23 protein-coding genes are annotated in these 26,281 nt (G+C 73.5%); 19 read left to right on the top strand and 4 right to left on the bottom strand.

Annotated features, from left to right (window positions below; genetic code table 11):
• Positions 1-17 precede the first annotated feature (17 nt).
• The 10 genes from ACH4PU_RS09385 to ACH4PU_RS09340 are packed head-to-tail and all read left to right on the top strand — an operon-like array spanning position 18 to position 9,535.
• Positions 18-734 (top strand): FkbM family methyltransferase, encoded by a 717-nt coding sequence (locus ACH4PU_RS09385; protein ID WP_398268402.1) that lies wholly within the window; start codon positions 18-20, stop codon positions 732-734.
• 10 nt (positions 735-744) lie between these two features.
• The gene (locus ACH4PU_RS09380) at positions 745-1,686 is read left to right on the top strand and encodes a phytanoyl-CoA dioxygenase family protein (RefSeq protein ID WP_398268399.1); all 942 of its coding nucleotides are present in this window, start codon (positions 745-747) and stop codon (positions 1,684-1,686) included.
• A complete protein-coding gene (locus ACH4PU_RS09375; protein WP_398268397.1) occupies positions 1,680-2,516 on the top strand; it encodes a class I SAM-dependent methyltransferase in 837 nt (278 codons plus the stop codon). Before ACH4PU_RS09380 ends, ACH4PU_RS09375 begins: the two co-directional genes overlap by 7 nt.
• On the top strand, positions 2,513-3,703 hold the full coding sequence (locus ACH4PU_RS09370; RefSeq protein ID WP_398268394.1) for a twitch domain-containing radical SAM protein: 1,191 nt from the start codon (positions 2,513-2,515) through the stop codon (positions 3,701-3,703). Before ACH4PU_RS09375 ends, ACH4PU_RS09370 begins: the two co-directional genes overlap by 4 nt.
• The gene (locus ACH4PU_RS09365) at positions 3,700-4,671 is read left to right on the top strand and encodes an ATP-binding cassette domain-containing protein (protein ID WP_398268391.1); all 972 of its coding nucleotides are present in this window, start codon (positions 3,700-3,702) and stop codon (positions 4,669-4,671) included. The genes ACH4PU_RS09370 and ACH4PU_RS09365 overlap by 4 nt, the downstream gene beginning before the upstream one ends.
• Entirely contained in the window at positions 4,668-5,465 is a 798-nt protein-coding gene (locus ACH4PU_RS09360) for an ABC transporter permease (protein WP_398268388.1), read from the top strand. The genes ACH4PU_RS09365 and ACH4PU_RS09360 overlap by 4 nt, the downstream gene beginning before the upstream one ends.
• A 59-nt stretch (positions 5,466-5,524) precedes the next feature.
• Positions 5,525-6,502 carry a thiamine pyrophosphate-dependent dehydrogenase E1 component subunit alpha gene (locus ACH4PU_RS09355; protein WP_398268385.1) on the top strand — a complete coding sequence of 326 codons (978 nt, stop codon included), beginning with the start codon at positions 5,525-5,527 and terminating at the stop codon, positions 6,500-6,502.
• Positions 6,502-7,464: an alpha-ketoacid dehydrogenase subunit beta gene (locus tag ACH4PU_RS09350; protein WP_398268382.1), complete on the top strand. Its 963-nt coding sequence runs from the start codon at positions 6,502-6,504 to the stop codon at positions 7,462-7,464. Before ACH4PU_RS09355 ends, ACH4PU_RS09350 begins: the two co-directional genes overlap by 1 nt.
• A 17-nt stretch (positions 7,465-7,481) precedes the next feature.
• The gene (locus tag ACH4PU_RS09345; protein WP_398268379.1) at positions 7,482-8,510 is read left to right on the top strand and encodes a glycosyltransferase family 2 protein; all 1,029 of its coding nucleotides are present in this window, start codon (positions 7,482-7,484) and stop codon (positions 8,508-8,510) included.
• Positions 8,507-9,535: a glycosyltransferase gene (locus ACH4PU_RS09340; protein WP_398268376.1), complete on the top strand. Its 1,029-nt coding sequence runs from the start codon at positions 8,507-8,509 to the stop codon at positions 9,533-9,535. Before ACH4PU_RS09345 ends, ACH4PU_RS09340 begins: the two co-directional genes overlap by 4 nt.
• A 47-nt stretch (positions 9,536-9,582) precedes the next feature.
• Here the strand turns inward: ACH4PU_RS09340 and ACH4PU_RS09335 are convergent, their stop codons facing one another.
• Entirely contained in the window at positions 9,583-10,335 is a 753-nt protein-coding gene (locus ACH4PU_RS09335; RefSeq protein ID WP_398268373.1) for a phytanoyl-CoA dioxygenase family protein, read from the bottom strand.
• Between the two features lie 199 nt (positions 10,336-10,534).
• Here ACH4PU_RS09335 and ACH4PU_RS09330 point away from each other — a divergent pair, with 199 nt between their 5' ends.
• Both ACH4PU_RS09330 and ACH4PU_RS09325 read left to right on the top strand, forming a co-directional pair.
• Positions 10,535-11,257, top strand: coding sequence for an HAD family hydrolase (locus ACH4PU_RS09330; protein ID WP_398268369.1), 723 nt, complete (start codon positions 10,535-10,537; stop codon positions 11,255-11,257).
• Positions 11,254-12,186 (top strand): NAD-dependent epimerase/dehydratase family protein, encoded by a 933-nt coding sequence (locus ACH4PU_RS09325; RefSeq protein ID WP_398268366.1) that lies wholly within the window; start codon positions 11,254-11,256, stop codon positions 12,184-12,186. The genes ACH4PU_RS09330 and ACH4PU_RS09325 overlap by 4 nt, the downstream gene beginning before the upstream one ends.
• 180 nt (positions 12,187-12,366) lie before the next feature.
• Here ACH4PU_RS09325 and ACH4PU_RS09320 read toward each other — a convergent pair whose 3' ends face one another.
• Complete coding sequence (locus ACH4PU_RS09320; RefSeq protein WP_398268362.1) at positions 12,367-13,824, bottom strand: NAD(P)/FAD-dependent oxidoreductase; 1,458 nt, start codon at positions 13,822-13,824, stop codon at positions 12,367-12,369.
• 203 nt (positions 13,825-14,027) lie between these two features.
• Between ACH4PU_RS09320 and ACH4PU_RS09315 the strand changes: the two genes are divergently transcribed.
• From ACH4PU_RS09315 to ACH4PU_RS09285, 7 genes are all read left to right on the top strand, one after another.
• A complete protein-coding gene (locus ACH4PU_RS09315) occupies positions 14,028-14,879 on the top strand; it encodes a phytanoyl-CoA dioxygenase family protein (RefSeq protein WP_398268359.1) in 852 nt (283 codons plus the stop codon).
• Between the two features lies 1 nt (position 14,880).
• On the top strand, positions 14,881-15,933 hold the full coding sequence (locus ACH4PU_RS09310) for a methyltransferase (RefSeq protein WP_398268356.1): 1,053 nt from the start codon (positions 14,881-14,883) through the stop codon (positions 15,931-15,933).
• A 230-nt stretch (positions 15,934-16,163) separates the two neighbouring features.
• On the top strand, positions 16,164-17,204 hold the full coding sequence (locus ACH4PU_RS09305; protein ID WP_398268518.1) for a GDP-mannose 4,6-dehydratase: 1,041 nt from the start codon (positions 16,164-16,166) through the stop codon (positions 17,202-17,204).
• Positions 17,198-18,598: an NDP-hexose 2,3-dehydratase family protein gene (locus ACH4PU_RS09300; protein ID WP_398268353.1), complete on the top strand. Its 1,401-nt coding sequence runs from the start codon at positions 17,198-17,200 to the stop codon at positions 18,596-18,598. The genes ACH4PU_RS09305 and ACH4PU_RS09300 overlap by 7 nt, the downstream gene beginning before the upstream one ends.
• A 4-nt stretch (positions 18,599-18,602) precedes the next feature.
• Positions 18,603-19,613, top strand: a complete 1,011-nt coding sequence (locus tag ACH4PU_RS09295) for a Gfo/Idh/MocA family protein (RefSeq protein ID WP_398268350.1) — start codon at positions 18,603-18,605, stop codon at positions 19,611-19,613.
• Positions 19,603-20,577: an NAD-dependent epimerase/dehydratase family protein gene (locus tag ACH4PU_RS09290; RefSeq protein WP_398268347.1), complete on the top strand. Its 975-nt coding sequence runs from the start codon at positions 19,603-19,605 to the stop codon at positions 20,575-20,577. Before ACH4PU_RS09295 ends, ACH4PU_RS09290 begins: the two co-directional genes overlap by 11 nt.
• Positions 20,578-20,627: 50 nt before the next feature.
• Entirely contained in the window at positions 20,628-20,924 is a 297-nt protein-coding gene (locus ACH4PU_RS09285; protein ID WP_398268344.1) for a hypothetical protein, read from the top strand.
• Between the two features lie 72 nt (positions 20,925-20,996).
• On the opposite strand, the gene ACH4PU_RS09280 is transcribed toward ACH4PU_RS09285, so the two are convergent.
• Both ACH4PU_RS09280 and tmk read right to left on the bottom strand, forming a co-directional pair.
• Complete coding sequence (locus ACH4PU_RS09280) at positions 20,997-22,235, bottom strand: DNA polymerase III subunit delta' (RefSeq protein ID WP_398268341.1); 1,239 nt, start codon at positions 22,233-22,235, stop codon at positions 20,997-20,999.
• A gap of 130 nt (positions 22,236-22,365) precedes the next feature.
• On the bottom strand, positions 22,366-26,151 hold the full coding sequence (gene tmk / locus ACH4PU_RS09275) for a dTMP kinase (RefSeq protein WP_398268338.1): 3,786 nt from the start codon (positions 26,149-26,151) through the stop codon (positions 22,366-22,368).
• Between the last annotated feature and the right edge of the window lie 130 nt (positions 26,152-26,281).

The raw sequence follows: 26,281 nt of genomic DNA, 5'->3' as shown, positions 1-26,281 counted from the left end.
GGAGAGGACGGTGCGCGGTGGCTGAGCCGATACCCGTCGACCGGCTCAACGAGTGGTACGACGAGCTCACCGTCGAGATCATCGAGCGGGTCTGCGCCCCGGACTCCGGCTGCCTGGACATCGGCGCCGGAGGCGGCGAGATCCTCGCGCACATGCGCCGGGCCGCCCCTCAGGGCCGGCACTTCGCGGTCGAGCCGCTGCCGCACTACGCGGAGGGGCTGCGCCGGGACTTCCCCGGGGTCACGGTGTGGCAGGCCGCCGCGGCCGCCACCGAGGGCCGGGACAGCTTCGTCCACGTGGTCTCCAACCCCGGCTACAGCGGCCTGCGCCGCCGGCCGTACGACCGGGCCGACGAGATGCTCGTGGAGATCGCGGTGGACACCGTCCGCCTCGACGACGTCGTCCCGGCGGACGCCCGCGTGGACCTGGTGAAGGTGGACGTGGAGGGCGGCGAGGTGGGCGCCCTGCGCGGCGCGGCCGAGCTGCTGCGCCGGGAGTCCCCCGTCGTCGTCTTCGAGCACGGCGGCGACCACGCGATGCGCGACTACGGCACCACCAGCGACGACCTGTGGGCGCTGCTGGTCGACGACCTCGGCTACACGATCCACACCCTGGCGGGCTGGCTGGCCGCGGAGCCGGGCCTCGACCGGGCCGCCTTCGCCAAGGAGCTGCGCACGCAGTGGTACTTCGTCGCCGCCCGCGGGCCCCTGTCCGCCCGTACCCCCGAGGAGTAGTGCAACCGTCGTGACCGACACACCCGCCCCCTCCCGCCCCTCCGCGGTCCCCGAATGCCACATCCGGGAGACCGGCCTGCTCCCCGAGCACATCACCGCCTTCCGGCGCGAGGGCGTGCTGGCCGTGCGCGGCCTGCTGACCCCCGCCGAGCTGGCGGCGGCGCAGGAGGCGGCGGCCGGCCTGATCGACGACGCCTGGCGCACCCGGTCCCCGCACGACACCATCTGGACGCTGGAGCCGGACGACCCCGACGCGGCCCCGGTCCGCATCGAGTACGTCATGGACAAGTCCCCGGTGCTGGCCCGGCTCGCGGGCCATCCGCTGCTGCTGGGCGCCATGGAGTCCCTGGTCGGCCCGAACTTCATCCCGACCTGGGACAGCATGGTGTTCAAGACGCCGGCGGGCGCGCCCCGGCTGGCCTGGCACCGCGACGGCCAGATGTACCCCGACGCCGTCGCCGTCACCGGCGGCGGCCGCGTGATCGACGTGGGCGTCTACCTGGACCCCGCGCCCGAGGACAACTGCGTCTGGGCCATCCCGCAGTCCAACTACTGGGACGACGAGCGGATCGCCGAGACCGCCGACCGGATGAACGCCACCGAGTGGGACACCACCGGGGCCGTCCCCGCCGTGATGGAGCCGGGCGACGCCCTGTTCCACAACATCCTGACGCTGCACGGCGCCCCCGCGGTGGTCGGCAAGCAGCGCCGGGTCGTCTACTACGAGTACCGGCCCGGCGAGGTCGAACGCCAACTCGGCCCGCACACACCCGAGTACGTGGGGCTCAAACAGCAGGTGCTGCGCTCCTGCCTGGAGCAGCGCGCCGCGGCCGAGGAGCACCGGGGCGAGGAGCCCTTCGCCTACCGCCCGGCGGAGGGGTACCGGCTGTGGGACGAGTCCCCCGCCATCTCCGGCCTGCGGTTCCCGCACGAGGAGTACTGGCGGTGGTGAACCTGCTGAACCGGCTGCCGCTGCTGGGGGCCCTGACCGGAACCCCGGCCCGCCCGCGCCGCGAACCCACCCACGACGAGGTCGTCGCCGAGCGCTACCGCGAGCGGACCGACCCGCGCCCCGGCGACTGGGCCTACGCCCACCTGCTCGACCTCCGCGACGCGCTCGCCGAGGAGCTCCGCGGGGCGTCGGGCCGCTGGCTCGACTTCGGCGCGGGGACGTCGCCCTACCGCGGCCTGCTCCCGGGCGCCCGGCTGGAGACCGCCGAGATGCGCGGCGGCGAGGACCTGACCGCCGACCACGAGCTCGACGCGGACGGCCTGAGTGCCCTGCCGGACGGGTCGTTCGACGGCATCCTCTCCACCCAGGTCCTGGAGCACGTGACGGACCCGGACACCCACCTGCGGGAGGCCCTCCGGCTGCTGCGCCCGGGCGGGAAGCTGGTGCTCTCCACGCACGGTGTGTGGGAGGAGCACGGCGGCCAGGACCTGTGGCGCTGGACGGCCGACGGCCTCGCGGCCCAGGCCGAGCGGTCCGGGTTCACCGTGGACCGCGCGGTCAAGCTCACCTGCGGCCCCCGCGGCCTGCTGCTCCTGCTGCGCTACCACGGCCGGCAGCACGGCTGGCCGGCCGGCGGGCCGGTGGGCCTGCTGCTGCGGACCCTGACGCTGGCCGACCGGCTGCGCCCGCGCCTCGTCGACGACTACCTCGACCGCGTCTTCGGCGGCCTGGGCCGTGTCGAGGGCCCGGCCGAGCCCTTCTACCTGGACATCCTGCTGACCGCCACCAAGCCGAGCGCACCGGAGACGCCGGAGAGGGACGCGAAATGACCCAGCCCCCGCCCAGCCCCACCATGTGCGTGCTGCCGTGGATCCACCAGTGCGCCTCCATCGACGGCGTCTACGGCCGGTGCTGCGTGGACGACTCCATGTACCACAACGAGCTGTACGACTCCGTGGAGGAGCCCGTCTTCAAGCTCAACGCCGACGCCCTCGGCTGCGCCCCCCACTCGCGCTACGCCAAGGACAACCCGGACGAGGTGCGCGGGCTGAAGGAGGCGTTCAACAGCCCCAACATGCGGCGCACCCGGCTGAAGATGCTGGCCGGCGAGCGGGTGTCCGCGTGCGACTACTGCTACCACCGCGAGGACCGGGGCGCGACCTCGTACCGGCAGAGCATCAACGAGCGGTTCGCCGACACGGTGGACTTCGCCGACCTCGCCGAACGGACCGCTCCCGACGGCTCGTTCGACGAGTTCCCGTTCTTCCTGGACATCCGCTTCGGCAACACCTGCAACCTGCGGTGTGTGATGTGCGCCTACCCCGTCAGCTCCGGATGGGGCGCCAAGAAGCGGCCGTCATGGTCGTCCGCGGTGATCGACCCGTACCGCGAGGACGAGGAGCTGTGGGCGACGCTCCGCGAGAACGCCCACCTCATCCGCCGGCTGTACTTCGCCGGCGGCGAACCGTTCATGCAGCCCGGCCACTTCGCGATGCTCGACCTGCTGATCGAGACCGGCAACGCGGGCAACGTCGACATCGTCTACAACTCCAACCTCACGGTGCTCCCGGAGAAGGTCTTCGACCGCTTCCCGCACTTCAAGAGCGTCGGCATCGGCGCGTCCTGCGACGGCGTCGGCGAGGTCTTCGAGCGCATCCGGCAGCCCGCGAAGTGGGACGTGTTCGTCGCCAACCTCCGCCGGGCCAAGACCGAGGTGAACCTCTGGCTCCAGGTCGCGCCCCAGCGGCTCAACCTGTTCGGGCTTCGGGACCTGCTGCACTTCGCCCGCGAGGAGGGCCTCGACGCGGACCTCGCCAACGTCGTGCAGTGGCCCGACGACTACTCCGTCGCCAACCTCCCGGACGAGGAGAAGCGGCGGGCGACCGTCGAACTGGCCGACCTGGCCGAGTGGTGCGACAGCCTGGACTGGGCCAAGCCCGCCAAGCACCTGCGGGCGCTGAGCGCGTTCATGAACGCCGCGGACCCGTCCCAACTGATCTCCGAAGGAGGAGCATGAGCGGGTCGGCGAACGCCGCCCTGGTCGCCGAGGGCCTGCGCAAGACCTACCCGACCGGGACGGCGCTGGACGGGTTCGACCTCGTCGTGCCCGAGGGCACCGTCTGCGCCCTGCTCGGCCCCAACGGCGCGGGCAAGACGACCGCGGTGCGCATCCTCAGCACCCTGCTCAAGGCGGATGGCGGCCGGGCCGTGGTGGCCGGCCACGACGTGAGCCGCGAGCCCGCCGAGGTGCGCCGGAAGATCGGGGTCACCGGCCAGTACCCGGCGGTCGAGGAGATCCTGACCGGCCGCGAGAACCTGGAGATGTGGGGCCGCCTGTACCACGTGGGCCGCAAGGAGGCCCGGCGCCGCGCGGACGAGTTGCTGGAGCAGTTCGACCTGACGGAGGCCGCCGACAAGCGGCTCAAGCACTACTCGGGCGGCATGCGCCGACGGCTCGACCTGGCCGCCGGGTTCTTCACCGTCCCCAAGGTCCTCTTCCTCGACGAGCCCACCACCGGCCTCGACCCGCGCAACCGCAACGAGGTCTGGAAGATGGTCCGTTCGATGGTCGGGCAGGGCACGACCGTGCTGCTCACCACGCAGTACCTGGAGGAGGCCGACCGGCTCGCCGACCACATCTCGGTCATCGACGCGGGACGCGGGATCGTCGAGGGCACGCCCGAGACCCTGAAGTCCCTCGTCGGCGGCGACCGCATCGTGGTGACCCTGGCGGCCGGCGCGGACCTCGCGTCCGCCGTGGCCGAGGTCGCCCGCCTCACGGACACCGAGCCCGAGGTGGACACCGAGGCCCGCCGCATCGACGCGGCGGTACGGGACCGGGTCGGCGACCTCGTGGAGATCGTGCGGACGCTGCGCGACCGGGGCCACGACGTGGCGGACGTGTCGCTGCGCCGCCCGACGCTGGACGACGTGTTCCTGCACGTGACCAACCGTGCCGGTCGAAGGAAGGAGCCGGTCGGATGAGGGCCGTGCTGGGAAGGGCCCGGTGGGCCGTCACCGATGGCTGGGTGGTCGGCCGCGCCAACATGATCAACTGGCGCCGCAACCCCGGACTGATCTTCTACTGCATGATGTTCCCGATCATGACGGTGGTCTTCGGCTACGTCTTCGGCAGCGCCATGTCGGTCGAGGGCGGCGGCGACTACCGCGCGTTCCTGATGCCCGGCCTGTTCGGGCAGGCGATGATGTTCGGCGTCGTGACGAGCATGCTGGCCGTCACCAGCGCGGTCTCCCGGGGGGTGACCGACCGGTTCCGCTCGATGCCGATGGCCCAGTCGGGCGTCGCGATGGGCCGCAGCTTCGCCGACATGTTCAGCTCGGTGATCGAGCTGACGATCCTCCTCGTCTGCGGCCTGCTGGTCGGGTGGCGCTGGCACGAGGGTCCCGGCAAGGCGCTGGCCGCGCTCGGCCTGCTGCTGCTCTGGCGCTACTCGCTCATCTGGGTCGGGATCTACCTGGGCCTGCTGCTGCCCCCGGACGCCGCCGGAGCGGCGTACGTGCCGCTGCTGCCCCTGACCATGCTGGCGAACACCTTCGTCTCGCCCGAGAAGATGCCCGGCTGGCTGGGCCACATCGCGGAGTGGAACCCGCTGTCGTCCACGGTGTCCGCCTGCCGCGAGCTGTTCGGCAACCCGGGCGTCGGGGGCGACTCCTGGGTCACCGGCCACGCCGTGGCCCTGGCCGTCGCCTGGCCCGTAGTGCTGCTGGTGATCTTCATGCCGCTGTCGGTCCGCCGCTACCGGACGCTCAGCCGCTGACCACGCCCGGCGGATGACGACGCTCAGCCGCCGACCACGAGAAATAAGGGGGACCGGCGATGGGCGCCGAGTCACGTGCCGTCCGGCTCTACCGGACGATGCGCCTGATCAGAGAATTCGAGGAACGCTGCCTGGCGATGTCGCTCACCGGCGAGATCGTCGGCGGCATCCACCCCTACATCGGCCAGGAGGCGGTGGCCGCCGGCGTCTGCTCCGCGCTCACCAAGGACGACGTCGTCGCCAGCACCCACCGCGGGCACGGCCACGTCCTCGCCAAGGGCGCCGACCCCCGGCGGATGCTGGCCGAGCTGCTCGGCACCACCGACGGCCTCAACCGCGGCCGCGGCGGCTCGATGCACGCCGCCGACGTCGGCCTCGGCGTCTACGGCGCCAACGGCATCGTCGGCGCGGGTGCGCCCATCGCGGCCGGCGCGGCCTGGTCCTTCCAGCAGCGCGGCGAGGACCGGGTGGCCGTCGCCTTCTTCGGTGACGGCGCGCTCAGCCAGGGCGTGGTGCTGGAGGCGTTCAACCTCGCGGCCCTGTGGCGGCTCCCGGTGGTGTTCGTCTGCGAGAACAACGGCTACGCGACCAGCCTGCCGGTCGGCCGGGCGCTGGCCGGCGACCCGGTGGAGCGGGCGGCCGCGTTCGGCCTCGCGGCGCGCGCGGTGGACGGGATGGACGCCGAGGCCGTCGCCGACGCGGCCGCCCAGGCCGTCGAGCGCTGCCGCGCGGGCGGCGGCCCGGCCTACCTGGAGTGCCGGACCTACCGGTTCCACGGCCACCACTCCTACGAGGAGCAGGTGGCGCTCAACTACCGCGACGACGCCGAGGTCGGCGACTGGCGGGCCCGCGACCCGCTGCGCACCCAGAGCACCCGGGTGGACGCCGCGACGGTCCGCGCCGTCGACGCCGAGATCACCACGCTGATCGACGAGGCCGTGGAGTTCGCCCGCGCGGGCCGGGCCCCCGAGCCGCACGAGGCGCTGGACCACCTGTATGCCGACGGCACGACGACACGGCCCGGAGTGATGATCTGATGGGTGCACTCGCGTACATCACCGCGCTGAACCAGGCGCTCCACGACGAGATGGCGCGCGACGACCGCGTCTGCGTCTTCGGCGAGGACGTCCGGATCGGCCTGACCCAGACCACCAAGGGCCTGCACGAGCGGTTCGGCGACGGGCGCGTCGTCGACACGCCGCTGTCGGAGCAGGCGTTCACCAGCCTGGCCACCGGCGCGGCGATGGCGGGGCAGCGGCCGGTCGTGGAGTACCAGATCCCGTCGCTGCTGTACCTGGTCTTCGAGCAGATCGCCAACCAGGCGCACAAGTTCTCGCTGATGACCGGCGGGCAGGTGGAGGTCCCCGTCACCTATCTGGTGCCGGGTTCGGGTTCGCGGTCCGGCATGGCCGGCCAGCACTCCGACCACCCCTACAGCCTCTTCGCCCACGTCGGCATCAAGACCGTGCTGCCCGCCACCGCCTCGGACGCCTACGGCCTGCTCCTCTCGGCCCTCCGCGACCCCGACCCGGTGGCCGTCTTCGCGCCGAGCGCGCTGATGGGCACGGTCGAGGAGGTGACCGGCGAGCTCGGCCCGGTGCCGCTCGGCTCCGCCCGCATCCACCGCGCGGGCGAGGACGTGACCGTCGTCGCCACAGGCCAGTGCGTGCACACCGCCCTGGCCGTCGCCGAGGCGATGGCGGGCGAGGCGTCGATCGAGGTGGTCGACCCGCGCACGATCTACCCGGTGGACTGGGAGACGATCCGGGCCTCGGCCGAGAAGACGGGCCGGCTGGTCGTGATCGACGACGCCAACCGGATGAGCGGCTTCGCCGGCGAGGTCCTGGCCACCGCCGCCGAGCAGTTCGACCTGGTGGCCCCGCCCCGGCGGGTGACCCGGCCGGACGGCGCGGTCATCCCCTACGCGCTGGTGCTCGACCAGGCGCTGCTGCCCAACGGGGACCAGCTGACCGACGCGATCCGCGCCGTCCTGAAGTGACCACGACGGGACCGGCCGTGACGAGAACGGGAGAGAAGATGGACGCCGAGCGCCGGCCGAAGGTCGTGACGATCACCGTCGGGACCAACGAGCTGCGCTGGCTGGACCGGTGCCTCGGTTCCCTGCTGGACAGCGACACCACCGGGATCGACCTGGAGGTCTGCTACGTCGACAACGACTCGGCGGACGGCAGCGTCGAGCACGTGCGCGCGAAGTACCCCCGGGCGACGGTCATCCGCAACGACCGCAACCTGGGCTTCGCCGGGGCGAACAACGTCGGCATGCGCCGGGCGCTGGAGTCCGGCGCGGACTACGTGTTCCTCGTGAACCCCGACACCTGGACGCCGCCCGGCCTGGTGCGCGGGCTCACCGAAGTGGCCGAGGAATGGCCGGAGTACGGCATCCTCGGCCCGCTGCAGTACCGCTACGACCCCGAGTCGACGGCGCTCGACGAGTTCAACGACTGGACGCACACGGTCCTGTGGCTGGGCGAGCAGCACGCCTTCGCCGGCGACGGCATCGCCCACCCCTCCACCGCCGGCCCCGCCGAAGGCCGGGCCCCGCGGACGCTGGAGCACGCCTACGTCCAGGGGTCGGCGCTGTTCGCCCGGACCGCGATGCTCCGCGAGACCGGGCTCTTCGACGAGGTGCTGCACACCTACTACGAGGAGACCGACCTGTGCCGCCGGGCCCGCTGGGCGGGCTGGCGGGTGGCGCTCCACCTGGACCTGGGCATCCAGCACCGGGGCGGCGGCGGTGCCGCCGTCCCCAGCGAGTACAGCCGGGTCCACATGCGGCGCAACCGCTACTACTACCTCCTGACGGACATCGACTGGCACCCCGCGAAGGCCGCCCGCCTCGCCGGGCGCTGGCTGGTGGCGGACCTCAGGGGCCACAGCGTCGTCGGCCGCGTCCCGGCGGCGACGGGGGCGCGGGAGACGGCCGAGGCGCTGCGCTGGCTCATCGGCCGGGTGCCGACCATGCGGTCCCGGCGCCGGAGCCACCGCGTGCTGCGGGCCCGGGGCACGAAGGGGGCGTCCCGATGAGGCCGCTGAAGGTCGCGCTGGTCAACATCCCGCTCCGGGTGCCGGGGAGCGACGAGTGGATCACCGTGCCGCCGCAGGGGTACGGCGGGATCCAGTGGGTCGTCGCCAACCTGATGGACGGGCTGCTCGAACTGGGCCACGAGGTCTACCTGCTGGGCGCCCCGGGCAGCCCGGCGGGAGCGCCGGGGCTCACCGTCGTGCCGGTGGGCGAGCCGGAGGAGATCCAGCGGTGGCTGCGGGAATCGGACGTCGACGTGGTCCACGACCACAGCGGCGGCCTGATCGGCCCGGCCGGGCTGCGTCCGGGCACCGCGTTCATCAGCTCGCACCACTTCACCACCCGGCCGGTCAACCCGGCGGGCTGCACCTACAGTTCGCGGGCGCAGCGCGCGCACTGCGGGGGCGGCGCCGACGCGCCCGTCATACCGATCCCCGTCGACCCGGCCCGCTACCGGTCGGCGGCGGACGCGGTGCCCAAGGAGGACTTCCTCCTCTTCATGGGCCGGATCTCGCCGCACAAGGGGGCGCTGGAGGCGGCCGCGTTCGCGGCGGCGTGCGGCCGGCGCCTGGTGCTGGCCGGGCCCGCCTGGGAGCCGGAGTACTTCGCGGAGATCACCTCCCGGTACGGCTCGGCCGTCGAGCCGATCGGGGAGGTGGGCGCCGAACGGCGGCTCGACCTGCTCGCCTCGGCGCACGCGGTGCTGGCCATGTCCCAGGCGGTCGAGGGGCCGTGGGGCGGCACCTGGTGCGAACCGGGCGCGACGGTGGTCTCCGAGGCGGCGGTGAGCGGCACCCCCGTCGTGGGCACGCACAACGGCTGTCTGGCGGAGATCGTCCCGGCGGTCGGCCGGGTCGTCGGGTACGGCACGGACTTCGCGCCCGACGAGGCCCGCCGGATCGTGGAACAGCTGCCGTCGCCCGGCGAGGTCCGGCGCGAGGCGGTCCGGCTGTGGGGCCATGTGGAGATCGCCGGCCGGTATGTGGAGCAGTACCGCAGGCTGCTCTCCGGGATGACCTGGACGTGAGGTGCCGGGGTCCGGAGCGGGTACGCCGCCCGGACCCCGGCACGTCGTCAGCGCGCGTCCAGCCAGGGGCGCGGCTCGGGGTCGGCGACCTCTTCGACCGGCCCCATGAAGACGAGCACGTACGCCCGGCGGGTCTGGCCGGTGCGGTTGGGGCCCGCGTAGTGCGGGGCCCGCAGGGTGTGCACCACGGCCTCCCCCGCGGCGAGCGGGACGGCCACACCGGCGGCGGGGTCCACCGCGTCGGTCACCAGCCCGCGGATGCGGTCGTCGTCGTCGATGTGCCGGTGCGGCAGGACGGGACCCAGGTGGCCGCCGGGCAGGTAGTGCAGGCAGCCGCTCTCCACCGTGGCCTCGTCCAGCGTGGTCCACACGCTGAGCCCGCGCCGGTGCCAGCGCGGGTCCATGTAGCCCTCGTCCTGGTGCCAGGGCGTCTCCGCGCCGTAGTTCGGCGGCTTCAGAATGGCGTGCCCGTAGAAGTCGAGCTCGTCCTCGGGGACGTCCAGCAGCCGCGCGGCGATGGCCCGGCAGCGCTTGAAGTGCTCGCTCTCGACCAGTTCGGGCGCGAATTTCTCCGGGCGCACGATCTGCGGCAGCCGCGCCGGCCCGTCGGAATCCTGGCGGGCGGCGATGTCGAAGTAGTCGCCCGTCGCGAAGTCGGCGTGCTCGGAGAACAGCCGGTCGTAGACACCGCGCAGCCACCCCAGCTCCGCGTCGTCCACGAGTCGCGGCAGCGCTGCGAATCCGTCGTCCCGGAAGGCTGCGACGAGCTCCTCGTCGATCACGGTTTCCACGGCCCCCATACGGCGGCTCCTTTCGTCAGGTATTCGACGAGTACGATACGTTCCTTCCCGGAATAGGGCATCGCCTTTAGCCGGAGAATAGTGAATTGACTAGACTCTGGCCGCCGACGGCGATTCCCACGGCCATCGGACGGCGACCCCGATGAAACGCGTGCAATACTCTCGGCGCGACGTATGTGAAATACGGGAGCGGGTTGCTATGACTGGACACAGTGCGATTGCGTTGGATGTCGGAGGCGTCATCTACTACGACGAGCCTTTCGAACTGGCTTGGCTTCAGGGGACCTTCGACCTCGCGGTCACCACTGATCCGAGCGTCACCCTCCGACATTTCATCGATGACACCGAGCGTTTCTATCTGGGCGGGAAAGTCTCCGCGGGCCGGCCGGACATTCTCGGTTCGGCGGCCGCCGACGAGAGCTGGGTCCGGATCCTGCGGGCCTGGGGGGAACTGGCCCAGGAGATTCCCGGCGCCATTGCGGCGACGAAGGCGCTCGCCCGCGAAATACCGACGGCCGTGGTCGCCAATCAGCCGCCCGAGTGCGCCGGCGTGCTCGCCGCGTGGGGGCTGACCGCCGTCCTGGAGACGGTCGTCCTCGACTGCTTCGAAGGGGTCGCCAAGCCCGATCCGCGGCTGCTGGGCATCGCCCTGGACCGGCTGGGCCTGCCGCCCGCCGGACTGCTGGTGGTGGGCAACCGCGCCGACCACGACGTGGCGCCCGCCCGCGCCCTGGGCTGCCCCGCGGTGTTCGTGCTGCCGGAGGACGGCTACCGCGTTCCGCCGGGCGTCCACCCGGACATCGTCCGGGCCTACCGCGCGCTGCGCACGGTCCGCACCGCGCCTCCGGGCGACGACGTGCCGCGGGTGGCCTCCCTCGCCGAGCTGGCCGCGTCGCCCCTGGCGCGCCTCGGTGCGCTGTGACCACGGCGGACCCGCTGCCCGGCGGCCGTACGGCGGTGATCGGCGCGACGGGTTTCATCGGCTCCCGGCTGACGGCCGCGCTCACCGACGAGGACGCGCGCGTCCCGGCCGCCTTCAACCGGGCGTTCCCGCCGGTGGCCGGCGGCCGCGCGGCCCCGGGCCTGGTGGAGGCCGACATCGTCTACTTCCTGGCCGCCGGCCTGAGCCCGATCCTGGCCGAGCGGCGGCCCGACCTGGTGGAGGCCGAACGCCTGCTGCTGGTCGAGGTGTTGGACGCGCTGGCCGCGGCCGGACGCCGTCCGGTGTTCGTCCTGGCCGGCTCGGGCGGCGCGGTCTACGCGCCCGAGGTCGCGCCGCCGTACCGGGAGACCACCCCGACCCGGCCCGACTCCGCCTACGGGCACGCCAAACTCCGCCTCGAGGCCGAGCTGTTCCGGCGCCCGGACGCGGTCCGCGCCGTGGTGGCGCGGCTGAGCAACGTCTACGGCCCCGGCCAGCGTCCCGTCCGCGGCTTCGGCGTGCTGCCGCACTGGCTGCGGGCGGCCGTCCGGGGTGAGCCCGTGCGGGTGTTCGGCGATCCGCACGTGGTCCGGGACTACGTCAACGTCGACGACGTCACCCGGTTCCTGCTCGCGCTGCGCACCCGGGTCGCCGGCGGCCGGCTGCCCTCCGTGGTGAACGTCGGTTCCGGCGTGCCCACGTCGCTGAGCGGTCTGCTGGACGTCGTGTCCGCGGTGACCGGCGGCTCCGTCGCGGTGCGCTGGGAGCGCGGACGCTCCTTCGACCGGCAGGGCAACTGGCTGGACGTCACGAGGGCCGAGGCCGAGTTCGGCTGGCGGGCCGAGATCCCGCTGGCCGAGGGCGTCCGCGCGTGCTGGGAGCGCGTGCTCGACGACGCCGGCCGGACCCCTTCCGTCTCGACGCTCTAGCGGCCCCGGCGCTCCGGCGGCGGATCCGCGCGCGCCCCGGGCCCGGGGCGGGGAACGCCAACGGCCTGTGAAGGCCGCTCGGTTCTCCGCCCCGGGCCCGGGGCGCGCTGTGTGGTCCCGGGCCCCGGTCTCGTGCGCCGTCTCGTACGACGCCGGGTACCGCGGCCCGGAACCGCCTGGTCAGGACCGGGACCGGCCGATCCCCAGGGTCGGGGTGGTCCGCAGGTACAGACCCGTGGCGGGGTCGTAGAGGTCGTGCGCGTCCATCTTGCCGGGGGCCTCGCTGACCGGGGCGCTCGGCGTGCCGGCCTCCGCCATCAGCCGGGCGTTCTCGGCCGCGGCGAGCAGCTGGCGGACGGAGTTGTCCTCCGGCAGGGCGACGGCCTGGGCCTGCGCCTGGTGGGCGTGGTCCTCGTGCGTCCCGGTGACGGCGTCGTGGATGTCCGCGAGCCCCGCGACCAGCTCGGCGAAGGCCACCGCGCCGTCCACCTGCTCGTACTCCTCCGTGGCGCGCTCCGGGACCATCGCGTCGGCCAGGCCGAAGTAGGCGGCCTTGCCGGCCTGCTGCTGGTACACACCGGAGACCAGGGTGAACAGCCGCTGGTAGGCGTTGCGGTAGAGCGACTCGTAGAACGCGCCGGCCTCCTTCTCCGTGACGTCCTCGTTCACCGTGGCGAGCACGGACGTCGCGGCCAGCATGCCGCTGTAGAGCGCCAGGTGGACGCCGGTGGACAGCAGCGGGTCGAGGAAGCAGGCGGCGTCGCCGGCGAGGTAGTAGCCGGGGCCGTGGAAGCTGTCGGCGACGTAGGAGAAGTCCTGCTCCACCCGGACGCCCGGCTGGTACTCGCCCTCCGCCATGAGGTCGCGGACGGTCGGGTTCTCCTGGACCAGCGAGGCCAGCATCGCCTCCAGGTCGGCGTGCTCCTTGCGGCGCTCCAGGAAGCGGTCCTGGTGGCAGACGAAGCCGACGCTGTACCGGTCGTCGCGCAGCGGGATCACCCAGTACCAGCCGTCGGGGGCGCCGATGACGTTGATGCCGCCGGTGGGCGAGGTGGGCAGCAGGGAGCCGCCCTGCCAGTAGCCCCAGATCGCCACGTTGCGGAAGATCTCGTGCGGCTGGCGGTTCTTCAGGTGCCGGGAGATGACGCCCGACCGGCCGGAGGCGTCGATGACGTAGTCGAACTCCTCGCTGACCAGCTCACCGGTGTCGGGGTCCGTCCACTCCGCCCCGGTCGCGCGGTCGCCGTCGAACAGCACGCGCTTGACCGTGACGCCCTCGGTGACGTCGGCGCCCTGCTTGACCGCGTTCTTCAGGAGCACGTGGTCGAAGTCGTCGCGGTCGACCTGCCAGGAGCGCACGTCCGGGCCGAAGATCTTCGGCCAGTCGATGGCCCAGTCCTCCTTGCCCCAGCGCAGCAGCACACCGTTCTTGACCGTGTAGCCGCGGGAGTCGACCTCTTCCAGCGCGCCGACGAGATCGACGATGGTGCGGCAGGAGGAGGCGATCGACTCGCCGATGTGATAGCGCGGGAAAGTCTCCCGCTCCAGCAGCTTGACGGACATTCCGGCCTTGCTGAGCAAGGAGGCCGCAGTGGACCCTGCCGGCCCACCGCCGATTACGAGCACTTTTCTGGGCATCGAGCTCCCCCTGACAATTCGGGTTTCACTTGGCGGCGCGTTACGGAAAGGTGGGCAACGCCAGGCACGGTCAATTGCGAAATACTTCTCCGAGTGTAGTGACCACGCTCTAGTGGAATCTCTAGTCCTTCTCCGGTTCCGGCTATGTAGCATCCGCTCCGGGATTAGTGCCGAGCTCGGCGATCGTCCTGCAAAGGAGCGTGATGGGAACCCGCGTACTGACCGAGGAGCAGGTCGAGAGCTTCGTCTCCGACGGCTTCGTCCACCTGCCGGGTGCGTTCCCCGGGGAGCTCGCCGAGGAGGCGCGCGCCCTGCTGTGGCGGCAGCTGGACATGGACCCCGACGACCCGGGCACCTGGACGCGGGAGGTGGTCCGGCTCGGGGTGCGCGACGACGACGTGTTCGTCCGCGCCGCCAACACCCCGCTGCTGCACGCCGCCTACGACCGGCTCGCCGGGGAGGGCCGCTGGCAGCCGCTGACCCAGGTCGGCACGTTCCCGGTGCGGTTCCCCGTGACGAAGCGGCCGGAGGAGACCGAGGACTACGGCTGGCACATCGACGCCAGCTTCCTCGCCGAGGGCGCCGACGCCGACCGGGACTGGTCCGGTGAGCTGGACGTGATCCCGCCGGACTACGACAAGATCTTCCGGTACAACGTGTGGTCCCGCGGCCGGGCGCTGCTGCTCCTGCTGCTGTTCTCCGACACCGGCGAGGAGGACGCGCCCACGCTGATCCGCGTCGGCTCCCACCTGGACGTACCGCCGCTGCTGGCGCCGTACGGCGCGGAGGGCACCTACCTGGAGGCCGGGGAGGTGGGCCGGGACCGGCCCCTGAGGTCCGCGACGGGCAAGGCCGGCGACGCCTACCTCTGCCACCCCTTCCTGGTGCACACGCCGGTGGCCAACACCGGCACCCGCCCGCGGTTCATGGCCCAGCCGAACCTGCTGCCCGTGGGGCAGCTCGAACTCGACCGGCCCGACGGCCGGTACACCCCGGTCGAACAGGCCGTGCGCCGGGGCCTGGGCCAGGACGTTCCGCGACGAGAGAGCCGGTGACATGGAAGAGCGACACGACGCGCAGGCCCCCTGGACGGACGTGATCCGGCTGGTGTTCGGCGGCATGGCCACCCAGGTCGTCGGCCTGGCGGTACGGCTCCGGCTGCCCGACGCGATCGCGGCGGGCGAACGGACCACCGCGGAGCTGGCCGCCCGCTTCGAGGGCGAACCCGCCGCCATGAACCGGCTGCTGCGCGGCCTGGCCGCGCTCGGGGTGCTCCGCGAGTCCGAGCCGGGGGTGTTCGGGCTGACGCCGGTCGGCGAGCTGCTGCGCGCCGACCGCACGCCGTCCTTCCACGCCCTGTCCCGGATGCTCACCGACCCCGCGGTCGCGACGGCCTGGCAGCACCTCGACCACAGCGTCCGCACCGGCGGCCCGGCCTTCGACCAGGTCTTCGGCCGCGACTTCTTCGCCCACCTCGCGGACGACCCCGACCTCTCGGGGCTCTACAACGCCGCGATGAGCCAGGGCACCCGCGGGATCGCCGGCCTCGTCGCGGCGCGCCAGGACTTCTCCGGCGTCCGCACCGTGGTGGACGTCGGCGGCGGGGACGGGACGCTGCTGGCCGCGGTGCTGCGCGCGCACCCGGCGCTGCGCGGCGTGCTGTACGACACGGCGGCCGGCGCCGCCCGGGCCGGCGAGGAGCTGGCGGCGGCGGGCGTCGCCGACCGCTCCACGGTGGAGACCGGCGACTTCTTCGCCGCCGTGCCCCCGGGCGGCGACCTCTACCTGCTCAAGAGCGTCGTCCACGGCTGGGAGGACGAGCGGGCCGCGGCGATCCTGGCGCACTGCCGCCGGGCGCTGCCGGCGCACGGCCGGGTCGTCATGGTCGAGCACGTGCTGCCCGACACCGTGCCCGCCGACGCGGTGCCGACGACGTACCTCAACGACCTCAACCTGCTCGTCAACGGCAACGGGCTGGAGCGCACCCGCGGCGACTTCGAGCGGCTCTGCGCGGCGGCGGGCCTGACGGCCGGCGCGTTCACCCCGCTGGACGGCACCGACCTGTGGCTGATCGAGGCCGTCCCCGCCGCCGCGGGCCCGACGGCCTGAACCGGGAATTCCACCGCGCCCGGCGTCTTATTTCGGGCCCGTCCCGAATGCCCGGGCCGCCTACGGAAAGACGCTAGTGAATTCACTACACTGCCTGTGCGGACAGTGAATTACCTGTGCTTTTCCCGTACCGTTTCCGGTGACCGGTGATACGCATTGCCCCGCGGCGCATGGAACCCAAAAGCCATGCGAATGCCGTTCTGTGGGTTCCTCACGGCTGGGAGATGATTCTGTCTAGGCGAGCGCTCATTACGGGAATCACAGGCCAGGATGGCACTTATCTCGCGCGCCAGCTCATCGAATCCGGATACGAGGTGTTCGGAATGGTGCGCGGGCAGGGGCGGCCGTACGCGCGCGACGGGAGTCCCCTGCACCCGGACATCCGGGTGGTGAGCGGCGACCTGCTGGACCAGACGAGCCTGATAGCCGCCGTCGAGCAGGCCGCCCCCACCGAGGTCTACAACCTCGGCGCCCTGTCGTACGTCCCGGTCTCCTGGAAGCAGCCCGCCGTCGCCGCGGAGGTGACCGGGAAGGGCGTGCTGCGCATGCTGGAGGCCATCCGCAGCGTGGCGGGGCTCAGCGCCTCCCGGACCACCGGCAGCGGCGTCCCGCGCTTCTACCAGGCGTCCACCTCCGAGATGTTCGGAAAGGTGCGGGAGACCCCGCAGAGCGAGACCACGCCCTTCCACCCCCGCAGCCCCTACGGGGTGGCCAAGGCGTTCGGGCACTACATGGTGCAGAACTACCGCGAGTCCTACGGCATGTACGCGGTCAGCGGCATCCTGTTCAACCACGAGTCCCCCATCCGCGGCCCCGAGTTCGTCACCCGGAAGGTCTCGCTCGGGGTGGCCGCCGTGAAACTCGGCCTGGTGGACAAGCTCCGGCTGGGCAACCTCGACGCGGAGCGCGACTGGGGATTCGCCGGGGACTACGTGCGCGGCATGACGATGATGCTCGCCCAGGACGAGCCGGAGGACATCGTCCTCGGCACCGGCGTCACCCACAGCGTCCGCGACCTGGTGCAGTACGCCTTCGCGCACGCCGGCCTCGACTGGCGCGACCACGTGGAGGTCGACCCCCGGCTGCTCCGCCCGGCGGAGGTGGAACTGCTCTGCGCCGACCTGAGCCGCGCCCGGGAGAAGCTCGGCTGGAAGCCCGAGGTCTCGTTCGAGGAACTGATCGCCATGATGGTCGACAACGACCTGCGCCTGCTCACCGAGAGCGAGAACGCCGCCGCCGAAGCCGTCCTCGAACAGGCCGGTCTGTGGTAACCCTCCCGGCAGGACCGGCCGACGGACTCGTACGGTCCCTCCCGCCGGAGGCGTATCTCGCGGACTTCGCCGGCGCGGAGTTCATCGACTGGTTCGCCCGGTGCTCCGCCGCCGCGCGGTGCCGGGTGACCCGGACACCGCTGGCCGAGCTGCGGCGCTGGCGGTTCGACCCCGACACCGGGAACCTCGCCCACGACTCCGGGGCCTTCTTCGTCGTCGAGGGCCTGGAGGTGCGGACCGGTTACGGACCGGTCCACGCGTGGAGCCAGCCCATCATCAACCAGCCCGAGATCGGCATCCTCGGCATGCTGGTCAAGGAGGTCGACGGCGTCCCCTACTGCCTCGTGCAGGCCAAGATCGAGCCCGGGAACCACAACGGCATCCAGGTGTCGCCGACCGTCCAGGCCACGCGCAGCAACTACACGCGCATCCACCAGGGCCGGAGCACCCGTTACCTGGAGTACTTCACGGACCCCGGCGCGGGCCGCACCCTGGTGGACGTCCTGCAGTCCGAGCAGGGCTCGTGGTTCCTGCGCAAACGCAACCGCAACATGGTCGTGCAGGTCACCGAGGACGTCCCCGCCACCGAGGACCACCACTGGCTGCCGCTGCCCGAACTGCGGCGGCTGCTGCGGATCGACGGCCTCGTCAACATGGACACCAGGACCGTGCTCGCCTGCCTCCCGGCGGACACCTTCCCCGCGTCCCAGCCGGTGCCGGCCGGGGACGCCGCGTCGGCGCTCGTCCTCTCGACGACGGGCCGGGGCCCCGCGCTGAACGACACCGCAGCCGTGCTGCGCTGGTTCACCGGCGCGAAGAGCCGGCACGAACTGTCGGCGCACCGGATCCCCCTGCGCGCCCTGCCCGGCTGGCGCGCCACCCCGGAGCAGATCACCCACGAGAACGGGCGGCACTTCAGCATCATCGGGGTGACCGCCGAGGTCGGCAACCGCGAGGTGGCCGAATGGGACCAGCCCCTGCTGTACCCGGAAGGACGCGGCGTCGTCGCGTTCGTCATCAAGGTGATCGAAGGCGTCGCGCACCTGCTCGTCCACGCCCGGTTCCAGCCCGGCCTGCTGGACGGCATGGAGATGGGCCCGACCGTGCAGTGCGTCCCGGAGAACTACCCGGACGGACCGCCGCGGTTCCTCGACTACGTCCTGAACGCCCCCCGGGAGCGCGTGCTCTACAACGCCGTCCTGGCCGAGGAGGGTGGCCGCTTCTACCACTCGCAGAACAACTACCTCCTCGTCGAAGCCGGCGACGACTTCCCCACGGCCGTCCCCGAGGACTACTGCTGGATGACCGCGCACCAGCTCACCCTGCTCCTCCGGCACGGCTACTACGTCAACGTCGAGGCGCGCAGCCTGCTGGCCTGCCTGCAGAGTTGGTGAACCCATGAAGAACGAGCGTCCCGTGCGGCTGGGCATTCTCGGCTGCTCCGACATCGCCCGGCGCCGCACCCTCCCGGCCGTACTCAAGGTGCCGGAGGTGACGGTGGCCGCCGTCGCCTCCCGGTGCGAGGACACCGCCCGCGCGGTCGCCGCGCGGTTCGGCGGTGAGGCCGTCGCCGGCTACGAGGCGCTGCTGGAGAGCCCGGACGTCGAGGCGGTCTACGTCTCGCTGCCCACCGGGCTGCACCACCACTGGATCGAGCGGGCGCTGCGGGCGGGAAAGCACGTGCTCGCGGAGAAACCGCTGACCGCCCGGCACCCGGACACCGTGGCGGCGGTCGGCCTCGCGCACTCCCTCGGCCTGACGCTGATGGAGAACATGACCTTCCCCCAGCACTCGATGCACGAAGCCGTGCGCGGGATGCTGGAGAAGGGCGACATCGGCGAACTGCGCTCCATCAGCGCCGAGTTCGGCTTCCCGCCGCTGCACCCCGGCAACGTCCGCTACCGGGCGGACCTGGCCGGCGGCAGCCTGCTGGACGCGGGCGTGTATCCGCTCACGGCGGCGAGCATGTTCCTCGGGCCCGAACTCGACGTCGTCGGGGCGACGCTGCGGAAGGGCACCGCAGCAGACGTGGACGTGGCCGGCGACGCGCTGCTGAGCGCGCCGGACGGCCGCACGGCCCACGTGTCCTTCGGCTTCGAGCACGTCTACCGCTGCGCGTACACGCTGTGGGGGAGCGAGGGCCGGATCGTCGTCGACCGCGCCTTCACCCCGCCGCCCGACTTCCGCCCCACGGTCCGGCTGGAACGCGCCGACGAGGTGCGGGAGCGCCTCCTGCCGGCCGACGACCAGTTCGCCGGCACCCTGGCGCGCTTCGTCCGGGCCATCGCCGGCGGTGGGGCGGCGGCGCACGGCGCCGAGGTCGTCGCGCGGGCCCGTTTGGTACGTCAGGTGCAGGACCGGGCACGGCTGCTCGGCAACGGCTGGTCAGGAGGAGCAGATGGCCGATGAGCGCGAGCGTGTTCTCGTCGCCGGTGGTACCGGGTTCGTGGGCCGCCGGCTCTGCGCGGACCTCGTCGCGACCGGGGCCGAGGTGGCCGCGGTCGCCCGGCGCGCACCGGACTCCCCCCTGCCGTGCCGGATCCTCACCCTGGACGTCACCACGGCCTCGCCCGGCGAACTGGCCGGCCTGATCGACTCGTTCCGCCCGCACACGCTGGTCAACGCCATCGGCAGCAACTGGGGGATCGCCGAACGGGACCTGGAGGCCAACTGCGCGGTGCCGGCCAGACGCCTGATGGACGCGCTGCGGCGTACCGCGTGCCGCCCCTACGTCGTCCACCTCGGCTCCGTACTGGAGTACGGCCCGACCCCGCCCGGCGAGACGACCCGGATCGCCTCGCCGGCCCGGCCGACGACCACCTACGGCAAGGCCAAGCTCGCGGCGAGCCGTGCCGTGCTGGAGGCCGCGGCGGAGGGCGTCGTCGAGGCGGGCGTGCTGCGGATCGGCAATGTTGCGGGCCCGGGCACCCCGGCGGTCAGCCTGCTGGGCCGGGTGGCCGGGCGGCTCGCCGAGGCCGTCGCCCGGGACACCCTCCCGGCGGTCGTGGAGCTGTCCCAGCTGCGCGCCCACCGCGACTACGTCGACGTGCGCGACGTGTCGGAAGCCGTGCTGGCCGCCACCCGCGCCCGCATACCGGGGCTGGTCGTCCCGATCGGACGCGGTGAGGCCGTGGCGGTGCGGTGGCTGGTCGACCTCCTCGTGGAGGTCAGCGGCGTGCCCGCCGAGGTCCGGGAGCTTCCCGCCGCCACGACGGGCACCGCGGGCGACGACTGGGTCCGGATCGACCCCGAGCCCGCCCGCCGGCTCCTCGGCTGGACCGCCGTCCGCTCGCTGCGCGAATCGGTGAGCGGGCTGTGGGACGAGACGCTGCGCGCCCATGGAATCCACGACCCCGCGGGGATGCGGCGGTGACGGGAACCGCCGCTTCGCGCCCTTGAGCCGGAAGGAGCGGCTGCCGGGACATGGCATACGTGTCGATCGAAGTAGAGGAGACGGTCCGGGACCGCTTGGCAGTCCTGGCGGCGGAAAGGGGGACCACGATGGCACGGCTGGTCGGCGACCTCGCCGCACGCACTCCGACGGAGGGCGAGCGGGCGGCCCGGGCGGCGCGGACACCGGTCGGGCCGCGGCTGCCGGAGAAGCCGGACGGCACCACGGCGGAGCGGGACGGCGAGGCGGACGCCGAACTGATCCGCCGCATCGGCGACTGCGTCGTCTCGGTCGGCCTGCAGGCCGGGTTCCTCCCGCCGGGCTGGTGAACCACGGCGGCCGGTGAGCCACGGCGGGCCGGTGGACCCCGACGGGCCCCTCGCTCCTCCCGGCCGTCCCCCTCAGCCCGCCCGCAGGGCCATCGTCATGGCCTCCACGGCGAGCAGGGGCGCCACATTGCGGTCGAGGGCCTGGCGGCAGGCTCCGATGGCTTCTATGCGGCGCAGGGTGTGCTCGGGACGCGAGGCGGAGGCGATCCGCTGAACGGTGTCGCGGTCGTCGGCGTTGGCGAGTTCGACGCGGGAGCCGAGCTGGAGGGCCAGGACGTCGCGGTAGAAACCGGTGAGCTCGGTCAGGGCCAGGTCCAGGCTGTCGCGCTGGGTGCGAGTGGACCGGCGCTTCTGCCGGTCCTGGAGCTCCTTCATGGCGCCGGCCGTGCCGCGCGGGAGGCGGCCGCCGGTGCCGGCCGCGGCACCGAGCGCGGCGCGCAGCTCCTCGGTCTCCTTGGTGTCGACCTCCTCGGCGACCTGCTTGGCGTCCTCGGCCGCCGCGTCGATCAGCTCCTGGGCCGCCTTCAGACAGCCGCCCACGTCGTCCACCCGGAGCGGCAGCTTGAGCACGGCGGCGCGGCGCGTCCGGGCGCGCTCGTCCGTCGCCAGGCGGCGGGCGCGGCCGATATGGCCCTGGGTGGCGCGGGCGACCCGGGCGGCGAGCTCCGGCTCGATGCCGTCCCTGCGGACGAGGACGTCCGCGACGGCGGCGGTGGACGGCGTGCGCAGCGTCAGGGACCGGCAACGCGAGCGGATCGTCGGCAGGACGTCTTCCAGCGAGGGGGCGCACAGCAGCCACACCGTCCGCGGAGCGGGCTCCTCCACGGCCTTGAGCAGCACGTTCCCGGCGCCCTCGGTGAGGCGGTCGGCGTCCTCCAGCACGATCACCTGCCACCGGCCGCCGGCCGGTGAGAGCTGGGCGCGCCGGACGAGCTCGCGGGTCTCCTTGACGCCGATCGACAGCAGGTCGGTGCGGACGATCTCGACGTCGGCGTGCGTGCCCACGAGCGTCGTGTGGCAGCCGTCGCAGAACCCGCAGCCGGGGGCCCCGCCGGGGAGCGCCCGGTCCGGGCTCACGCATTGCAGGGCCGCCGCGAAGGCGCGGGCCGCGGTGGCCCGGCCGGAGCCGGGCGGGCCGGTGAACAGCCACGCGTGCGTCATCCGGGAGCCGGACACGTCGGCGGGCGCCTCGCCGCCCTGTCCGGCGCGATCCGCCTCCACGGCCGTGACCAGCGCGTCCGCGTCACGGGCGGCAGCGGAGAGCTGCTCCGTGACCCGGTCCTGCCCGACCAGGTCGTCCCATACCGCCATGACTGTCCTCCGCGCCCGTTGGTCCTGCGGTCTCCCCGGTCACCCATTGTGGGGCAGACCACTGACAACGGGGCCCGGGCAAGGGCCCCGCCGCAGTGCCGCGCCCGCTCCGGCGGGCGCCCTCGGCCGCTCAGCGGCCTCCGCGCCGGCCGGCGGCGCCGGAAGCGCCGCCGTCCGGGCCGTCGCCGGTGCGACGGTCCTGCCGACCGAAGAGGTCGTCGGCGAGCGTCGGCGCCTCGGCGTCGTCGCCCTCCCGGCCGCCCTCGGCCCACTCCGGGCGCCGCCGGGCCTTGCGCGCCCGGTCCGCCGCGTCCGCGGCGTCCGCTCCGGCGCCGGGGCGCGGCATCTCGCGCGTGCGCATGCTGTCCGCGTCGTCCGCCGGAGCGCGCTCCCCCTCGGCGCCGCCCGGCCGGCCGGCACCGGCGGACTCCTCCGGGCGGAACAGCCAGTCCGGAACCCTCTCCACCGGGTCCTCGGCCCGCCCGGCGTCCGCCGGCCCCGCGGCCTTGGCACCGCCGGCGCCTTCCGTGCCGCCAGCGCCTTCCGCGCCGTCCTTGCCGGAGCGCAGCCCCCAGGTGACCCGCTGCACCGGCGGCGGAAGCGTGGGCACCGGCGGCAGTACCGTCGTCTCGTCCTCGGCACCACGTCCCCCGGCCGACCCCGGCTCATCCGAACGCACCGGCGGCAGGTACGCGGTCTCGTCCTCCGCGCCTACGGGCGCCTTCCCGGACCGGACCGGGCCGGTGGTCGGCAGCACGGCCGTCTCGTCCTCCGCACCACGCCCCTCGGCCGCTTCCGGCGCACCGGCCTTCCCGGCCGACGCGGACTCGCCCGAGCGCACCGGCGGCAACACCGTCGTCTCATCCTCGCCACCACGACCCCCGGCCGACCCCGGCTCATCCGAACGCACCGGCGGCAGGTACGCGGTCTCGTCCTCCGCACCGGCCTCGCCGGAGACGGCCGCCCCGCCCGCGGCCCTGTCGGCCTCGTGCGGATTCTTGCGGTGCACCAGCGGCGTCTGGACGGTCACCGTCTCGTCGGCGTCCCGCATGAGCAGCGTCTCGCGCGGGTCCGGGCGGTGCACGGGCGGGACCCGGAGCTGCTCGGTCCGCTCGGCGTCGGCAGCCCGCGCCCCCGGCCGGGGCACGGCGGACCCGGCGTCGGACGCCTTCGCCCGCTTGGTGAGGTCGGCGGCCTTCCCGGCCGCACCGGCCCCGCTCTCCCGCAGCGCCGACCGCTCGACCGTGGGCACCTCGTCGGCCCCGGTGGCGTCGGCCCGCGCCCCGGCATCGGAGCCCGCCACACCGTCAGGAGCCCCACCGTCAGGAGCCGCACCCTTTGCGGCCACACCGTCCGCCGCCGTCCGCGCCTCCTCCGCGCGCAGCAGCGCCTCCTCGGCCTTGCGCTGCTTCTCGCGCCGCCGCTCCTCGGCCTCGGCGCGCAACCGCGCCTCCTCCTCGGCCTGCTTGCGCAGCCGCTCCTGCTCGGCGGCCCGGGCGCGCTCCTCCGCCTCACGGCGCCTGCGCTCCTCGTCCGCGAGCCGGCGCGCCTCCTCGGCGCGCTTCCGCGCCTCCTCCGCCTGCCGTTCGGCCTCCAGGCGCCGGGCCTCCTCGGCCTCCCGGCGCTTGCGCTCCTCTTCCTCCGCGCGCAGCTTGGCGATCTGCTCCTGGCGCTCGCGCTCCAGCCGCTCCTCCTCGGCCTTGCGCGCCGCCTCCTCCTCCGCCTTGCGGCGGGCCTCGGCCTCGGCGGCCCTGCGGGCCTCCTCGCGGGCCTCGATCTCCTGGGCGGACAGCGGCAGCACCTCGTCGAGGCGGTGGCGCACGACGGTGGTGACGGCCTCGGGCTCCTGCCCGGCGTCGACGACGAGGTAGCGGGCCGGGTCGGCGGCGGCCAGGGCGAGGAAGCCCTTCCGCACCCGCTCGTGGAACTCGGCGGGCTCCGACTCCAGCCGGTCGGGCGCCTCGGTGAAGCGTTCCCGCGCGGTCTCCGGCGAGACGTCCAGCAGCACCGTCAGGTGCGGAACGAGCCCCTCCGTCGCCCAGCGGTTGATGCGGGCGATCTCGGTCGGGGACAGGTCCCGGCCGGCGCCCTGGTAGGCGACGGACGAGTCGATGTAGCGGTCCGAGATGACGACCGCGCCGCGCTCCAGGGCGGGCCGGACGACGGCGTTGATGTGCTCCGCGCGGTCGGCGGCGTACAGCAGTGCCTCCGCGCGGTCCGACAGCCCGGCCGACGCGACGTCCAGCAGGATCGCGCGCAGCCGCTTGCCGATGGCGGTGGCGCCGGGTTCGCGGGTGACGACGACCTCGTGGCCCTTGGAGCGGATCCACTCGGCGATGGCCTGCACCTGGGTGGACTTGCCGGCGCCGTCGCCGCCGTCGAACACCAGGAAGAAGCCGTTGGCGGCGGTCGCCTCGGCCGGGTCACCGTCGCGGACGGCGTCCAGCAGGTCACGGTGGAACGGCACCCCGTGCCGGTCGTCGGTCTTGCCCAGGACGAGCGCGCCCACCGGCAGCAGCAGCGCGCCGATCAGCATCAGCGTGAAGGCCGCGCCGCCGTGGTCGAAGACGAAGTTGCCGTCCTCGGCCCGGTGCGGGCCGATGAGCGCCGCGAGGACGGGGGCGACGACCGCGGACAGCGCCACGGTGACGCGGATGACCGCGTGCAGGTGCTCCGTGACGCGCGGACGGCGCTCCTCCTCGGCCTCCTGGTCGAGGAGGGCGTGCCCGGTGTTCGCGACGACGCCCGCGGAGACGCCCGCGACCAGGATCAGCAGCAGCACGGTCGTGGCGTCGGGCACCAGCCCGGCCGCCAGCAGCGCGACGCCGGTGACGGCGAGCGAGAGGGCCAGCAGCCGGCGGCGGGAGAACCCGGGCAGGACGCGGCCCGCGCTCCGGATGCCGAGGACGGGTCCGCCGGTGAGGGCCAGGGCCAGCAGCCCGAAGGCCACGGGGCCGCCGCCCAGGTCGTACGCCTGGAGGACGGCGACGCCGAACGCCGCGGCGACCGCCCCGGCGACGGCCGCGCAGGACAGGACGAAGACGGGGATGCCGCCCGTCCGGCCCTTGTCGGGCGCCTGGTCGCGCTTCGGCCGGCGCAGACCCTCCAGCGGGGAGCGCGCGGTCACCTCCCGCGCGCCGGGAAGGGCCAGGAAGTAGACGATCACACCGGAGGCGTTGAACAAGGCCGCCGCGAGGTACGAACCGAGCGCCGGCTGGTGCTGGTGGAACCAGTCGATGCCGGACCCCAGCAGATTGCTCACGAGCGTGATGGCGACGAGGGCCGCCGCGGCGGCCGGCAGGGCGACGAACGACGTGCGCAGCGTCAGCCGCCGCAGCGCGTCGGCGTGGTCCGGGACGGGCCGGACGGCCGCGCCCTCGAGAGGCGGCCGCGGCAGCAGCGTGGGCGCCACGCCGTCCTTGGCCACGGTCCACACCCGCTCGGCGACGCCCAGAAGGAAGGCCGTGACCAGCAGGGACGCCAGCGCCTTGCTCTCGGTGAAGTCGATCCACACCGGGGCGACGGCCAGCAGCAGGGCCCGGACGGCGTCGGCGCCGATCATCGTCCAGCGCCGGTCGAGCGGCCCCGAGGGCGCCAGCAGCGCGTTGAAGGGGCCGAGCAGGACCGTGCCCAGCAGCAGCGTCGCGAGCAGCCGCGCGCCGAGGACGGCGGCCACGGCGAAGGCGGCGCCCCGGTACCCGCCGCCGAACGATCCGGCGGTGACGGCCGCCTGGAGCGCCAGCAGGAGCAGGACCAGCAGGCCGAGGGCGTCACCGACGCCCCCCGCGGCCTGGGCGCTCCACAGCCGCCGCAACGAGGGGATGCGCAGCAGGGCGCGGACGGCACGCTCGCGGGAGTCCGCGGCCAGTGCCCCTGAGGGAGAGGTCACCACTGTTGGCTGCTCGGCTCGCGTCATCCTGCCAGCCTATCCGGAGCGCCTGAATACCAACCGCCCGAGCGAACACACGATCGAACAGTGAGGCCGGAGAGGCACGCCGGGCCCCGGAAAACGGCCGGGCGGCGGAACCGGAATCCGGCCCGCCGCC

It is taken from the genome of Streptomyces sp. NPDC021100 (assembly GCF_044333095.1).
GTDB lineage: Bacteria > Actinomycetota > Actinomycetes > Streptomycetales > Streptomycetaceae > Streptomyces.
Note: the sequence above shows the minus strand (reverse complement) of the source record. Positions and strands in the feature narration are given on the sequence as shown.